Source organism: Vibrio sp. B4-6, assembly GCF_963888245.1.
Taxonomy (GTDB): domain Bacteria; phylum Pseudomonadota; class Gammaproteobacteria; order Enterobacterales; family Vibrionaceae; genus Vibrio; species Vibrio anguillarum.
In genome coordinates this window covers 129,662-143,871 of the sequence record NZ_CAWPIM010000011.1, presented here as the reverse complement: position 1 = coordinate 143,871, position 14,210 = coordinate 129,662, and the positions used below count along the sequence as shown (strand labels likewise).

General features: G+C 43.5%; 14 protein-coding genes and 1 other annotated feature. Of the genes, 4 read left to right on the top strand and 10 right to left on the bottom strand.

Annotated elements, in window-relative coordinates; all coding sequences use genetic code 11:
- Positions 1–272: 272 nt before the first annotated feature.
- Positions 273–452 (top strand): DUF3545 family protein, encoded by a 180-nt coding sequence (locus tag AACV20_RS03560; RefSeq protein ID WP_010318284.1) that lies wholly within the window; start codon positions 273–275, stop codon positions 450–452.
- 50 nt (positions 453–502) lie between these two features.
- Here AACV20_RS03560 and AACV20_RS03555 read toward each other — a convergent pair whose 3' ends face one another.
- From AACV20_RS03555 to nfo, 3 genes are all read right to left on the bottom strand, one after another.
- Positions 503–1,054 (bottom strand): hemerythrin domain-containing protein, encoded by a 552-nt coding sequence (locus AACV20_RS03555; RefSeq protein ID WP_017047477.1) that lies wholly within the window; start codon positions 1,052–1,054, stop codon positions 503–505.
- A gap of 87 nt (positions 1,055–1,141) precedes the next feature.
- Positions 1,142–1,822: a uracil-DNA glycosylase gene (gene ung / locus AACV20_RS03550; RefSeq protein ID WP_026027958.1), complete on the bottom strand. Its 681-nt coding sequence runs from the start codon at positions 1,820–1,822 to the stop codon at positions 1,142–1,144.
- A gap of 271 nt (positions 1,823–2,093) precedes the next feature.
- Positions 2,094–3,011, bottom strand: a complete 918-nt coding sequence (gene nfo / locus AACV20_RS03545; RefSeq protein WP_170906896.1) for a deoxyribonuclease IV — start codon at positions 3,009–3,011, stop codon at positions 2,094–2,096.
- 298 nt (positions 3,012–3,309) lie between these two features.
- On the opposite strand from nfo, the gene grcA reads away from it, so the two are divergent.
- Complete coding sequence (gene grcA, locus AACV20_RS03540) at positions 3,310–3,687, top strand: autonomous glycyl radical cofactor GrcA (protein WP_026027385.1); 378 nt, start codon at positions 3,310–3,312, stop codon at positions 3,685–3,687.
- Between the two features lie 109 nt (positions 3,688–3,796).
- On the opposite strand, the gene thrC is transcribed toward grcA, so the two are convergent.
- From thrC to thrL, 4 genes are all read right to left on the bottom strand, one after another.
- Positions 3,797–5,080 carry a threonine synthase gene (gene thrC, locus AACV20_RS03535; RefSeq protein WP_170906895.1) on the bottom strand — a complete coding sequence of 428 codons (1,284 nt, stop codon included), beginning with the start codon at positions 5,078–5,080 and terminating at the stop codon, positions 3,797–3,799.
- Positions 5,077–6,033 carry a homoserine kinase gene (gene thrB, locus AACV20_RS03530; RefSeq protein ID WP_026027386.1) on the bottom strand — a complete coding sequence of 319 codons (957 nt, stop codon included), beginning with the start codon at positions 6,031–6,033 and terminating at the stop codon, positions 5,077–5,079. Before thrB ends, thrC begins: the two co-directional genes overlap by 4 nt.
- Before the next feature lie 18 nt (positions 6,034–6,051).
- The gene (gene thrA / locus AACV20_RS03525) at positions 6,052–8,511 is read right to left on the bottom strand and encodes a bifunctional aspartate kinase/homoserine dehydrogenase I (protein WP_170906894.1); all 2,460 of its coding nucleotides are present in this window, start codon (positions 8,509–8,511) and stop codon (positions 6,052–6,054) included.
- 29 nt (positions 8,512–8,540) lie between these two features.
- Positions 8,541–8,658 (bottom strand) — a sequence feature (Thr leader region).
- A complete protein-coding gene (gene thrL, locus AACV20_RS03520) occupies positions 8,596–8,673 on the bottom strand; it encodes a thr operon leader peptide (protein WP_100208354.1) in 78 nt (25 codons plus the stop codon). (Overlaps the previous feature by 63 nt.)
- A 240-nt stretch (positions 8,674–8,913) precedes the next feature.
- On the opposite strand from thrL, the gene AACV20_RS03515 reads away from it, so the two are divergent.
- A complete protein-coding gene (locus AACV20_RS03515) occupies positions 8,914–9,417 on the top strand; it encodes a hypothetical protein (RefSeq protein ID WP_170906893.1) in 504 nt (167 codons plus the stop codon).
- Here the strand turns inward: AACV20_RS03515 and AACV20_RS03510 are convergent.
- Positions 9,414–9,899: a putative 4-hydroxy-4-methyl-2-oxoglutarate aldolase gene (locus AACV20_RS03510; RefSeq protein ID WP_010318275.1), complete on the bottom strand. Its 486-nt coding sequence runs from the start codon at positions 9,897–9,899 to the stop codon at positions 9,414–9,416. The two genes, AACV20_RS03515 and AACV20_RS03510, sit on opposite strands and share 4 nt — an antisense overlap.
- A 696-nt stretch (positions 9,900–10,595) precedes the next feature.
- Here AACV20_RS03510 and arcA point away from each other — a divergent pair.
- A complete protein-coding gene (gene arcA, locus AACV20_RS03505) occupies positions 10,596–11,312 on the top strand; it encodes a two-component system response regulator ArcA (protein ID WP_013856108.1) in 717 nt (238 codons plus the stop codon).
- 92 nt (positions 11,313–11,404) lie between these two features.
- Here the strand turns inward: arcA and AACV20_RS03500 are convergent, their stop codons facing one another.
- On the bottom strand, positions 11,405–11,851 hold the full coding sequence (locus AACV20_RS03500; RefSeq protein ID WP_013856107.1) for a hypothetical protein: 447 nt from the start codon (positions 11,849–11,851) through the stop codon (positions 11,405–11,407).
- 4 nt (positions 11,852–11,855) lie between these two features.
- Positions 11,856–14,195 (bottom strand): aerobic respiration two-component sensor histidine kinase ArcB, encoded by a 2,340-nt coding sequence (gene arcB, locus AACV20_RS03495; RefSeq protein ID WP_170906892.1) that lies wholly within the window; start codon positions 14,193–14,195, stop codon positions 11,856–11,858.
- Between the last annotated feature and the right edge of the window lie 15 nt (positions 14,196–14,210).

Sequence of the window (14,210 nt, the reverse complement as noted above, 5' to 3'; positions counted from 1 at the left end):
ATTGAATGGTCATAAAACAACCAACCAGGCAATTGTAAATTTTCAAAACAACATTTATTTAACATTTCAAAATGCAAATAAAATCGTTTGCGTCGCTTAACCGCTCCCTTTTTGTACTAAAGAATCCCACTGAAACTGTGAAATTCTGGTCAAAATCCAATAAAAGGTTCATCAAAAGGAAACAAATGAGAAACAAATCATAGCTAGGCTAGCGAAAACTGTGCTATCTAGAGAGCACGACATGGCGTAATAACAACAACAAGAGGTTGCTTATGGAAAGCTTGCAATTTGACGAAATGTTGGAAATGGAAATCACAAAACTCCGCTCTAGTCGCACTAAACCAGTAAAAAGAATGTGGCGAGAAATTGAAGCGATTCAGGATCAAAAACGGTTACAAAGAGAATTGATGGAGATGGATGTCTGCTTCGAGGCTGATCAAATAAAACTCTGAGTAAAAAGGCACTTCAACAGTGCCTTTTTGTTTAACTGAATCAGCAGAGATTACTGGCACTCTTGTGCGGTTTGTCGAACTCGGTGAGCTAATTGTTGGTACTGCTCCGCAATTGTCTCACCAAATACTGGATCATCTTCGGATTGTTGCCAGCTCGCCTCCACAGCTTGCCAATCAGTCACATTAAAGGTGCGGCTGATCAAGGGTAAAACCGATTGTTCTTCTAACTCCAGATGACGCTTCTGGGAAGAAATAAATGCATCAAGCTGCTCGATGAACACGTGCTGTGGTACAACAGCATCTTGCAAAATCATATCGACAATCTCTAGAAAAGCATGAGTTTTCTCAGAAAGTTCTACATGTTCTCTCGCTAAATTTTGAATATCATTATGTTGACCATAATGATCAATATAATAGTGATAGAGAATATCTTCTTTGGGGTGGTGTACTGACTCTGAATGTGTCGCCAAGTAGTCAATAATCTCTCTCACTAAAGAGTAGTTGATACTTTGTTCATTACTCAATTGCCGTTGTTTATCTCGCAAAATGGCAAGCAAACGCGCCATATACCCGTGTTCTCTACGGATCCTTTCAATCATCATTGTGCTTCTCCATTACACTTATTTTAGATAAGTGTATAAAAGCTTCAGCGTGCTTGTTTTGACCCTGCTCGAAAAAACATCAATTAATCACTTATCCAATACGGGTTGCCAATTCACAGGCGCTTTTCCCTGCTCAATAAGCAATTGATTAGTCTTTGAAAAATGTTTACAGCCCAAAAAGCCTCGATGCGCAGAAAGAGGAGAAGGATGCGGTGCTACTAATACATGATGTTTACTGCGATCAATCATGCTGCCTTTCTTCTGCGCGTGTGAACCCCACAACAGGAAGACAACACCTTCACGCTGCTGATTTACCGCCTCAATCACCCGGTCGGTAAAGGTTTCCCAACCAGTATTAGCGTGCGAATGCGCCATACCTTGTTCAACGGTCAATACGGTATTGAGCAATAGCACCCCTTGCTCGGCCCAACTTTTTAGGTAACCGTGCTGAGGAGTAACAAAACCGGGGATATCTTGCACCAGCTCTTTGTAGATATTCACCAGTGAAGGTGGGGTTTTAACGCCGGGTAACACCGAAAAACATAACCCATGAGCCTGATTTGGCCCGTGATAAGGATCTTGCCCTAAAATCACAACCTTAACATCGCCAAATTCGGTAAAACGAAACGCATTAAACACGTCAGCAGCAGGTGGATAAATCACTTTCCCCGCCAGCCTTTCCTTTTCAACAAACGCTATCGTCTGTTGAAAATACTCCTGCTGTTTTTCATGGCCGATAACATCGTGCCAAGTCAATGATTGAGTCATAACAACGCTCTGCAAATTAACTAATTACAGCATTGTAACCATAAAAAGCCACCACTGCATGAGTCAATGTCACAGAGCTTTTGCCAGTTAATGTGATTTTTGTGGCGTTCGTGTATGCCCTTGACCGTTCACATGTCGGTTAGGTATAGGCAATCGGACTGGTGGTCGAGCTATTGATGGTGAACGTGAGATCATATGAAACATAGTGACATCCTCCTTCATTTTGACGCGGCTATGCCTTTGTCTTTATGAAAGAAAGATGCCAACTTATTTAAGATGCTACTGAATCCACCGATTGTGCGTGTAGATCTCTTAATGTTTGAATTTCTTGGGCCCAAATGTCAGGATCGATTGTCTCTAAAATCAATGGGATACCATCAAACCTTGCATCTTTGGCAATAAATTCAAAGCATGGCCAACCAATTTCGCCTTGCCCTAGAGAATGATGGCGGTCAACACGGCTGGCAAACTTTGCCTTTGAGTCGTTGATGTGCATTGCACATAAGTAGTGCATTCCCACCACGCTATCAAACTCTGAAAAGGTTGCCTCGCACGCCTCAACTGTGCGCAAATCATAACCTGCAGTAAAAGTATGACACGTGTCAAGGCACACACCTACTCGCGATTTATCCTCAACTTGCTGGATAATTTCGGCTAAATGTTCGAAACGCCAGCCTAGATTCGTCCCCTGCCCTGCGGTGTTTTCAATCACAGCAACGACCTCAGGCACGGCTTGATGTGCAAGGTTTATCGATTCTGCAATTGTCGCAAGACATTCACTTTCTGAGACTTGTTTAAGGTGACTACCCGGATGAAAATTCAGAAGCGTCAGCCCCAGTTGCTGGCAACGTTGCATTTCATCAATAAAAGCTTCGCGTGACTTAGCAAGCTTATCGGCTTCTGGCGCGCCCAGATTAATAAGGTATGAATCATGCGGCAAAATGTGTTCACTTTTAAAACCAAGCATGTGGCAGTTAGCCTTAAAAGCGCGAATGGTTGCCTCTTCGAGCGGTTTAGCAACCCACTGGCGCTGGTTTTTAGTGAATAAAGCAAATGCATTTGCTCCAATTTCTCTCGCTCTCAATGGGGCTTGGTCAACTCCGCCAGAGGCCGATACATGAGCACCAATAAATTTCATTCCACGGCCCTGAATTCTATTTGTCATTAAATCACTTTGTACTTTCAACATTGGACTTCAATTGTCTGATTTTCTGTTACTTAGGTCAAACACGCGCTAAAAATGTAGTAAAATTACAACAAAATAATATATAAAAAATATTTTATGCATTAAAAAAAAGTAGAACTCGTTGTTTTTAAATGCTTTATTGATTTAAATCAATAAAATAAACCCCACACTATCAATGTTTATCGTTGTTTTTTGACCCAAATCAATATTAATTTTAAGGATATTAGCTATATAATAACCAACTCAACAAAGTTAGAAAATAAACACCAATAACGCCACTTAAGTGGACTAGGAGATAGTGATGATTCAAGGCATTCAAATTACAAAAGCAGCAAACGACAACCTACTAAATTCTATCTGGTTACTCGATAATGAAAAGAATGAAGCACGTTGCGTTGCCGCTAACGCAGGCTACCAAGCAGATCAAGTTATCGCGGTCAGCGACCTTGGTGAGTATGAAAGCCGTGAAGTTGCGATTGAAACAGCACCTCGCATCGAAGGCGGTCAGCACCTAAATGTGAACGTTCTTAAGCGTGAAACTCTTGAAGATGCCGTTGCACACCCTGAGAAGTATCCGCAACTGACGATTCGTGTTTCTGGTTACGCTGTTCGTTTCAACTCATTGACTCAAGAACAGCAACGTGACGTTATCGCACGTACCTTCACTGAGACGCTATAATCATAGCGTTGATGAGAATATTCATATCCAAAAATGGCGCTCAATGAGCGCCATTTTTATCGTTAGAGGAATATCATCCTGACTTCAATAAGATTAAATCAGGATCTCTTTAAGGCTGAACGCGTCTTAACACCGTTTTTAGAGCGTCAAAATCATTGTCTAACTCTTCAGAAAGCAACGCCATCACTGCATGTTTTGCAAGAGGAGCAGGTAATTCAATGTCAGTGCCTAGCACATCGTCAACGACTTCTTTAAATTTGGCAGGGTGCGCAGTACACAAAAATAGCCCCGTTTCTCCCGCTTGTAACTGCTCATCCAAAACTCGATACGCAATGGCACCATGCGGTTCACATAAATAACCTTGCGCGTAAAGTTCACGAACTGAATCCGCACTTTGTGCATCAGATACCGCACCTTTACCTAAGGTATCTAGCCCCCAGCCCTTTAAGCGACAAAGCTCTTCGATGCGCGGCCAGTTGTTCGGCTGACTCACATCCATCGCATTCGATGTGGTCGCTACCGTGGGTTTTGGATCCCATTGACCCGTTTCTAAGTAACGAGGAACGGTATCATTGGCATTGGTTGCCGCGATAAAACGCTTGATAGGTAAGCCCAATGCTTTTGCCAACAGACCAGCGGTTAGGTTGCCAAAGTTGCCACTCGGTACGGAGATGACTAAGTTTTCACGCTGCGCTTTGCTTAATTGTGATGCGGCCTCAAAGTAGTAGCAAATTTGTGCCATTAAACGGCTGATATTGATTGAATTTGCAGAGTTTAAACCGATCTCTTGGCGAAGCTTAGCGTCATCAAAAGCCTGCTTAACTAACGCTTGGCAAGCATCAAAGTCACCATTTATCGCGACAGTGTGAATATTGTTGCCCAGAGTGCAGAAGAGTTTTTCCTGTAACGGGCTGATCTTACCTTTAGGGTAAAGTATCACGACCTTGATGTCTGGCATTCCATAAAAGGCATGAGCCACCGCAGCGCCAGTATCACCAGAAGTCGCGGTTAAAATGGTGATCTGTCCACCATTTGAAACGGCGGCCAGTGACTGCGCCATAAAGCGACCACCAAAATCTTTAAATGCCAGCGTTGGACCGTGAAAAAGCTCTAGAGCATAAATGCCGTCTTTCACTTGCTTAATGGGTGCTGGAAACTGAAAAGCCGCATCAACCATCGCATTCACTTGCTCTGCTGGTAATTCATCGCCAATTAAGGCGCTGAGAATTTTTGTACTACGAGAGATAAAATCTTCGGCTAGTAACGCGTCAATATCTTCAAACTGAGGCAACGCTGCTGGGAAAAATAGCCCTTGATTGCGTCCTAATCCTTGGCGTACGGCTTGGCCAAAAGAGACTTGTTCATCATTTTCTTTTATGTTGTAAAGCTTCATAGAGCACTTCCTGTAACGGTCGAGCCATTTTTGTCTAAGCGACAAATATGGACGAATCCTTCTTCATTTTGTACATAATGTTGTTCAAGCCAACGAGCAACTCGCTCGGCAACCTCTTTTTCTTTGCAAATACTGAACAGTGTTGGGCCACTGCCGGAAATGCCAGTGGTAAGCGCTCCGGCTGATGCAGCGTATTTACGCGCATCCGAAAAGCCGGGCAGAAGTTTCTCACGATACGGTTCAGCAATCACGTCTTTGATCAGTTTAGCCGCTAGCTCAGGCTGACCTGAGTGACAAGCATGAATGAAACCTGCAAGATGACGTCCATGCGCAATGATGTCCTGTCGACGATATTGTGAAGGTAAGATCGCTCGCGCTTCGGCTGTGGAAACTTTAATCCCAGGATACGCCATCACCCAATACCAATCGTCAAAACAAGGCACTTCTTGGCTGATGATACCTAGCTCTTCAAGCATCAATTGCACGCCGCCTAAGTAGCAGGGGGCAACGTTATCATAATGTATACCGCCTGAAATTTTACCTTCCATTTCGCCCATCAGCGCTAAAAGCTCAGTCTGATTAAGTGGGTTACCGTGAAACTGGTTCAACGCATCTAAAGCTGCAACAATTGAACAAGCACTGGAACCTAAGCCTGAACCAATCGGCATATTTTTTTCTAACGTCATTTGCAACGGCTTTACTGCAATGCTCTTTTTTTCAAGCTCTCTGGCAAAAACAAGCCAGCAATCGTAAACAATATTCTGCTTTGGATCTTCTGGCAGCTTGTCGACAAAGCGACCTGCTGTTTCGAGTACAAAAGGTTCGCTGCCCGCTTTAACTTCAACACGATCCCCCAATAAACTGCCATCAATTGGCGACACAGCCGCCCCTAAAACATCAAACCCAACGCTCACATTACCAATTGAAGCTGGGGCATACACCACCACACTCATGTCACTTGAACTCATCAATTAAACCCCTAACTTCCAGCCTAAGGTGCGCATCACATCAGAAAACACCCCTGCTGCTGTTACTTCTGTACCCGCCCCATAACCACGCAACACCAATGGAATCGGTTGATAATAACGGCTATAAAACGCCAGTGCATTCTCACCATCTTTGACTTTAAACATTGGGTCATTTTCATCGACCACTGCAATTTTCACCTTGCATTGGCCCTCTGATATTTCACCAACATAACGTAATACCTTACCTTCGGCTGCTGCCTTAGTGGATAGCTCTTGGAAATAAGCATCAGCCTGCGGCAAGCGCGCCATAAACTCTTCAACTGTACCCGAAATATCGAAACCCGGCGGCAAAGCAAGATCGACTTTTACGTCATCCAGTTCTAAAGGCATTCCCGCCTCACGAGCTAAAATTAACAGCTTACGAGCCACATCCATTCCCGACAGATCATCACGAGGATCAGGCTCAGTAAAACTTTTGTCTTTAGCCAGCTGCGTAGCTTGACTAAGTGTCATACCTTCATCCAGCTTGCCGAAAATAAACGAGAGAGAGCCAGATAAAATACCGCTGAATTTTTCCAACTCATCACCAGCAGCAATGAGATTTTGCAAGTTTTCAATCACAGGTAAACCAGCACCAACCGTCGTTTCGTACATCAGTTTACGGCGCGAGTTGCGCGCCACTTCACGCAGCTGGTGATAGTAGGCCATGCTTGCGGTATTGGCTTTTTTATTAGGCGTCACAACATGAAAACCCGCAGCCAAAAATTCGGCGTACTGGTTGGCAATCACTTCACTGGAAGTACAATCAACTAAGACAGGGTTAATGATATGGTTACGCTGCACTAGAGAGATAAGCCTTGCGAGGCTAAATTCTTCACTCGCGCTATGCATTCGATCACGCCAATGCTCCAGCGGCAAGCCTTCGCTATCCAGCAATAGTGCCTTACTATTCGCAAGGCCACACACTCGAATCACAATTCCTTTATCGGCTAGTTTGGCTTGCTGACGATGAATTTGATCAACTAATTCGCCTCCGACACCGCCGACACCGACCACAAACACATCCAAGAAATGCTTAGAATTGAAGAGATTTTCATGACAAGCCTTGATCGCTTCTGAAATTTTATCTTCTGGAATCACCGCCGAAATAGCTCGCTCGGAAGAGCCTTGTGCAATGGCAACAATATTGACGTGAACTTCAGCCAGCGATGAGAAAAATTGAGAAGCCACTCCGCGCGAAGTGCGCATGCCGTCACCAACCAGAGTGACAATCGCAACGTCATCCATAAACTCGACAGGCTCAAGTAGGCCATCTTTTAATTCCAGTTCAAACGCTTCCGATAATGCTCTTTTGGCAAGGGCTTTATCTTGCGCCTCAATACAGAAACTGATGCTGTATTCTGAAGAGGATTGTGTAATCAGCACAATAGAAACGCCTGCGGCAGACATCGCGCCAAACACACGGCTAGCCATGCCGACCATGCCTTTCATGCCAGGGCCGGAGACGTTGACCATAGTCAAATTATTGAGTGTAGTAATACCTTTGATAGCCAGCTTATCTTCACCAGTATCTTGACCAATCAGCGTGCCTGCGCCTTGAGGATTAAAACTGTTTTTGATAAGACACGGAATATGAAATTGTGCAATCGGTGCAATGGTTTTGGGATGTAACACTGACGCGCCAAAATACGAAAGCTCCATCGCTTCTTGGTAGCTGAGTGATTTTAATAAACGAGCATCCGCAACCAAACGTGGGTCACAGTTATAAACGCCATCGACATCGGTCCAAATCTCACAACAATCTGCACGTAAACATGCCGCAAGCACAGCTGCAGAATAATCCGAACCATTACGGCCTAGACAGACCAATTCACCCTTTTCATTACCAGCCGTAAAACCCGGCATAATGTTAACATGCGCTTGAGGAAGTGGATTTTGTTTGAAATTTTGCGTGGAGATCTCAACATCGACCATTGCCTCAAGGTACTCACCTTTAGCAAAAAGATATTGTACTGGGTCAATCAATGCAGCCGCTTGTCCTTTTGCTTCAAGTACCGCTTTCATCAGTTGGATAGAGACTCGCTCACCTTTACTGATAATGCGCGCATTGACGTTATCTGGGCACATACCGAGTAAATTAATACCGTGTACAAATTGACGCAGCTGAGACAGTGACGTTTTTACTTGATTGTCAAAAGCGGCCGAATCCACATTAGGTAATTGTGCTTTGATGCCAGCGAGTAGATCGAAAAATGAGAATTCAAGCTCCGCTATTTGGCGTTCTGCTTCGCCATTACGCAAAGCACTCTCAATAACTGCCACTAATTTATTGGTGGTTTTTCCCGGTGCAGAGAGCACAACGGCGACTTCTTCTTGTTGTACATTGTTAACGATGATATCTGCCGCCCTTAAAAAACGATCAGCATCGGCTAACGATGAACCTCCAAACTTTAATACTCGCATCCCTTCCTCCAAAACAGTTCAAATTGGTATAAAAAAAGGCCTGTATCTGGTGGGATACAGGCCTTTTTTGTAAAAACTTTTCGCTCAGCGGCCCGCCCCAACATGTGTCATGTCGGTAATAATAATGGTGGTTGTCATTACTACTAGGCTGCGCTGTAACATAGAAAAATTTAAATACTCGTGTGTTTAATTGTCTTTACGTTTACCTTACTTCGTCATCATTAGTCAACGAAAATCTGCTATTTTTTATAGTCATTCCGAATTAATCAAATTTAAAACCACCACACAAATAAGATACTTATTGCACATTAAGTGCAACCATTTTACACATAAGCAAATAACAAAATGCTATATATAACGCTGTCATCGTGTGAAATTTGTGCTTTAATTGTTGTTACCGCAGTGGACGCAGTAACTCAAAACAATAATAAGGAGAGGCAGATGAAACTAAAAGTTGCACTATGTTTATTTATGCTTGTCTCTTTATCTAGCATGGCCAATACCTTACCTGCACTTCCTTCTTCACAAAGCCAATCTCCACATCGCTTATTTCTTTCAAGCGAAAGTGATGGTCAACAATTTGATAGTTGGACTATTGATGGCGGTTATTCTTATAATCTTTTTGACAATTTAGATCTGTACATTGGAGCGAGAATAAATAATTCCGACTACGGCTCCGAAAGTGGTTTTTTAAGTGGCCTCAGCTACCAGCTAACCCCCAAATTATCACTAAAAAGCACCTTGCGTTCAGCCGCCAGTAATCCGAATGATACGAGCAGTGCCGATGCTATGGCGGCGGAGCTATCTAGCCGACTTCAACTGTCAGAAAACGTTGATTTACATGCCACCCTTGATTATCAAGAGTGGCAACAAGGCGTTCAATTTGGGGTGGGTTTCAGATTCTAGTGCCAGTCTAGCGCTTGAGTTGACGTTAAAACACCATTCCAATCGGCATAAACATAGTCACCCGGCTGAATCATCTGGTTGAGGATAGTCAGCGTCACATTAATTTCGCCTGCACCTCTCTTATCGGTCTTAAGTGGACAACTCGCTAACGCTTTCACGCCTAAATCCATTTGCGATAACGCAGCAACATCGCGTATCGCTCCATAAATGATGACCCCTTCCCAACCATTTTCAATCGCCATGATCGCCAGTTGGTCACCCAATAACGCTCTTTGACACGAACCGTTACCATCGACGACTAAAACTTTACCTTTACCATTTTGGCTTAATACGTCACGAACTTTAGAGTTATCGTGATAGCAACGCACGGTGACAATTTGCCCCCAAAAAGCACTCCTTAAACCAAAAGTTTGCAAAGGCAAATCCAATATATTGATTTGCGATTCAAATTTATCGCAAATATCTGGTGTGATATCTATCATCCTTCTTCCTTGATTATTGTTTATTATTTTCATCTGACACATTAGACGCGCTGTAAAACCACAGCTCAATGAACCATAATGCCAGATACTTTACTCACCTATTCATACAAACGATGCAAAGAAAAACCCGCTGAGAATGAGCATAACTTGGCGGCCAACTGCATTTAAAAGACTGAATATTCATATTGGTGACATCCATAATAGTGCGATATCCCCCGCTGTAAACGTTGATTTTTTACGCAATTCCCATTTTTTGACAAGTATCGAGTTAACAAGTTCTTTGCTGGTAAATTTCTATTTGAGGTAAAGCCCATTGCGCCTAATGCTACCATCCCCAGCAAAAATCCCCAAAAAGCATGCTATTTGCATGGGTAATGTGGTGTAAATTTACAACTGCTTAAGACGATTAATATTTGTTACATTAGAACTCTTGATGTAAATCAACAAAGTGATTGGAATTAACATTCTGCCGTTGTTAGCATGCTGTTAACATTATAGAATCCGCCTTAAAGACTAGTAGAACACGAGGGTATGGAGACCTCAATGCAAGATATGCCTAAGGACGGCGGGCAACTGAAGTAAGTGTTTTTTTCAAAACTTTAGTTTATTATCGGCAGCAGATTACCTGTATGTTGCAATTTTTTGCCTACAATTAATTCTATTAGCACAATTTTTTCACAAGTTTAGGTACCGCCAATGCAAACCCCGCAGATTCTTATCGTTGAAGATGAGCAAGTAACTCGTAACACTCTTAAGAGTATTTTTGAAGCAGAGGGATACGCTGTTTTTGAGGCCAGTAACGGTGAAGAGATGCACCATGTGCTGTCTGATAACCCCATTAACTTGGTCATTATGGACATCAATTTACCAGGTAAAAACGGCCTTCTGTTAGCTCGTGAGCTTCGTGAACAGGCTAATGTTGCACTGATGTTTTTGACTGGTCGTGATAATGAAGTTGATAAAATCCTCGGTTTAGAGATCGGGGCTGATGACTACATCACCAAACCATTTAACCCACGTGAACTGACGATTCGTGCTCGTAATCTTCTAGGTCGTTCAATGAATACCAATACGACTCAAGAAGAGAAACGCAGTGTGGAAAAATATGAGTTCAACGGTTGGGTATTGGATATCAATAGCCGCTCTTTAGTGAATCCGGATGGTGAAGGCTACAAGCTTCCTCGATCAGAATTCCGCGCTTTACTGCACTTCTGTGAGAACCCAGGAAAAATCCAAACTCGCGCAGATTTGCTTAAAAAGATGACTGGCCGTGAATTGAAACCACATGACAGAACAGTAGATGTGACGATTCGTCGTATCCGTAAACACTTTGAATCAGTCTCAGGTACGCCAGAGATCATCGCCACAATTCATGGCGAAGGCTACCGCTTCTGTGGTGATCTAGAAGACTAAACGTCTACCCCCAGATAGTTAGAAGCCCTTTAACCTCAGGTTAAAGGGCTTTTTTCATGGCTGACTACTGCGCGTGGAGCCGTTCTATAAATCTAATAGACTTTGTCGATGAAGACGCTCTTTTCGATAAGCCACTGCGCTGTTGTACCATCGCTCAATTGCAAAGCTACATTAACGGGCTTATCCACATTAAGCTGCATCGGCCATTCAAACACAACTTCCCATTGATCTTCACTTTGAGTCCGTAAATCTAACGATTCACTGCCCACCAGCCAATTTTTATCCCTTTGCTGGACCATCAACGCATCAATCGTTAAATTGGCAGGTAATATTGCCGACGAATCCAATCTTAATGTCCCATGCACAAGAGGTATTTCGCTCTCATTAGCTGTAGGCATTTGATTGATCCAAAGGTTACTTTTCAACCCAATGGTGATATTTGATATCACGGCACTGCTGTCCTGCAGCCAATTCACTTGCGGTGAACTACAGCCAGATAGTAGTGCCATGACTAATGAAGCCAACCCGATTTTTTTCATACCATTACCTTTGAGTTAACCATTGTTTCAAGACTTGAATATCGTGTTGATACCCATTTTTAATTTCATCTATCCAGTCACCAATATTTTCCCACCAAGCAGGTAGCTCTGGTGACTGCGCCTTTTGTGCGACGTTTTGGATGTGTTTCAAACCAATTGAACCCGCAGCACCCTTGATTTTGTGTGCTTCTGAAACAATGCCTGCTTGATCTTTTGCTACCATATTGGAATCTAGCACTTCAACATAACTGGGCATCATCTGCTCGAACATTTGGATACTTTCCAGCACAGGTTTTGGGCCAACAATATCGATATAAGACTCAAGCATTTCAAGATCGAGCAAATGCGTGTTCAACTCACTGTGTTCTTCTGAGGCAGCCTTAACCTTAGCGTCGGCAAGTTGAATCGCCTCACTATGGGTGAATTTTGCAATCACCTCTTGAATCGCCAGTACTGACAATGGTTTACTGATCGCGTCATCCATCCCTTTCTCTAGATATTCAGCTTTATTTTTCAATACGTTGGCGGTCAATGCAACAAGTGGCGGAAGGTTATCATAAGTTTCTCGATAAAACGTAGCGACATCAAACCCGGTCATGTCTGGCAGTTGAATATCGAGGAAAACCAGATCGTACTCTTGCGGCACAAATTTTTGTTTGGCTTCTTCACCTGTCATAGCGACGGTAACCGTGTGTCCTAAACTTTCTAGCAAAGAACGAGCAACTGTAATATTGAGCTCAATATCTTCAACCATAAAAATGGCTAAACTTTTTTGAGGAACGGGTAACGTTGGTTTGAATTGGGCATCTTGTGCCAAAGGCACACGAATTGAAACGGTGAAGGTGCTACCAAAGCCTTCTTCACTGCTCACAGAAATATCACCATCCATTAAGTTGATTAACTGGCGAGATACCGCTAAGCCAATCCCCGTGCCAACAGCGTGCAAATTGTCCTTACCCGATTTGACTTGGTAATACATGGCGAAGATTTTATCGAGTTCAGCTTCCGGTATACCAATGCCTGTGTCTTCAACTTCCATGGTAATGTGCGCAAACTTATCCTCAATGTCAGCGCAGACCGTCATGACGACGCCACCTTCTTTGGTAAATTTCATCGCATTGCTTATCAGGTTCCACAATACCTGACGCAGGCGCGTAGCATCCACTTCAATCGCAACAGGTAAATCACTGAGCCGTTCGAGATCAAACCTAAGCCCTTTTTGCTCTGCCATCAACGCCGAGATGCTTTCAATTTCAGCAACAAATTCTTCAAAATTCAACGGCGCTGGCAGTAGTTCTAGTTTCCGGCGGTCAAACTTATCCATATCAATGATATCGTTGAAGATATTACCTAACGTAATGGCACTGACATTAATGGTCTGCATGTACTTACGCTGTTCTGGGGTCATGGGGCTATCGAGCAACATACGGCTCAAACCAACGATACCGTTGAGTGGTGTGCGCAATTCGTGACTGATGGTCGAAATAAAGGTGGTTTTATCCCGGCTCGCTTTTTCCAAAGACTCTTGATTGCGTTTACGTTCGGTAATGTCTCGCCCAAAGCCCACCAACCCTAAGTGGCGGCCATCTTTGCTATAAAAAGGGACTTTACGCAGTTCAAAATAGTTTTTGCGGCCATCAGGGTATTCAAGCCACTGCTCATAAGTGATGGCTTGATTGTCAGCAAACACTTTTTCGTCAGTTTCAACGATCTGTTGCGCGACTTCTTTGCTATAGACATCCCACGGAGTTAACCCAACCAACTGATGCTCACGCTTGCCCGTTAGCTCTTCCATCGCTCGGTTGCAGCCAGAAAAAACGCCGTTCGCATTACGGTAGTAAATCAGATCAGGAGAGGCATCGATAAAAGAGCGCAATAAGGCGGTTCTTTCTGCCAATTCAAGCTGCGTTTTTTCGCGTTGATAGACCTCATTTTCTAAATCGGCCATCGCCTCTTCACGCGCTTCCTCTGCCTTAATTCGCTCTTCAATTTCTTGGTTGAGTTTTTCGATATTTTGCTGAAGCTTATAATTGAGCTCTTGATCGCGTGAGCGCATGTCTTTGAGCTTAGAAACCAACTTCGAGAGGCGTTGACGTGACTCTTCTAACTGATCGACCACCACTGAAAGGAAATAAACTGCCCAAGGCGTGATCAATAAACCAAAAAAGACGGAACGAACGATGTCGATATCATCAACATAACCATTGAGCACCAGCGTGATACCAACTTGCACCACCACTGCCAAGGCCACTAAAGCGAGCGCAAGAAGAATGGAGAAACGGAGAATGCCCAGTTTGACCAATAGGTCGACATAGTACTGGGCAAGGTTTTTCATGGGTTTCATTAAACACTTCCATGT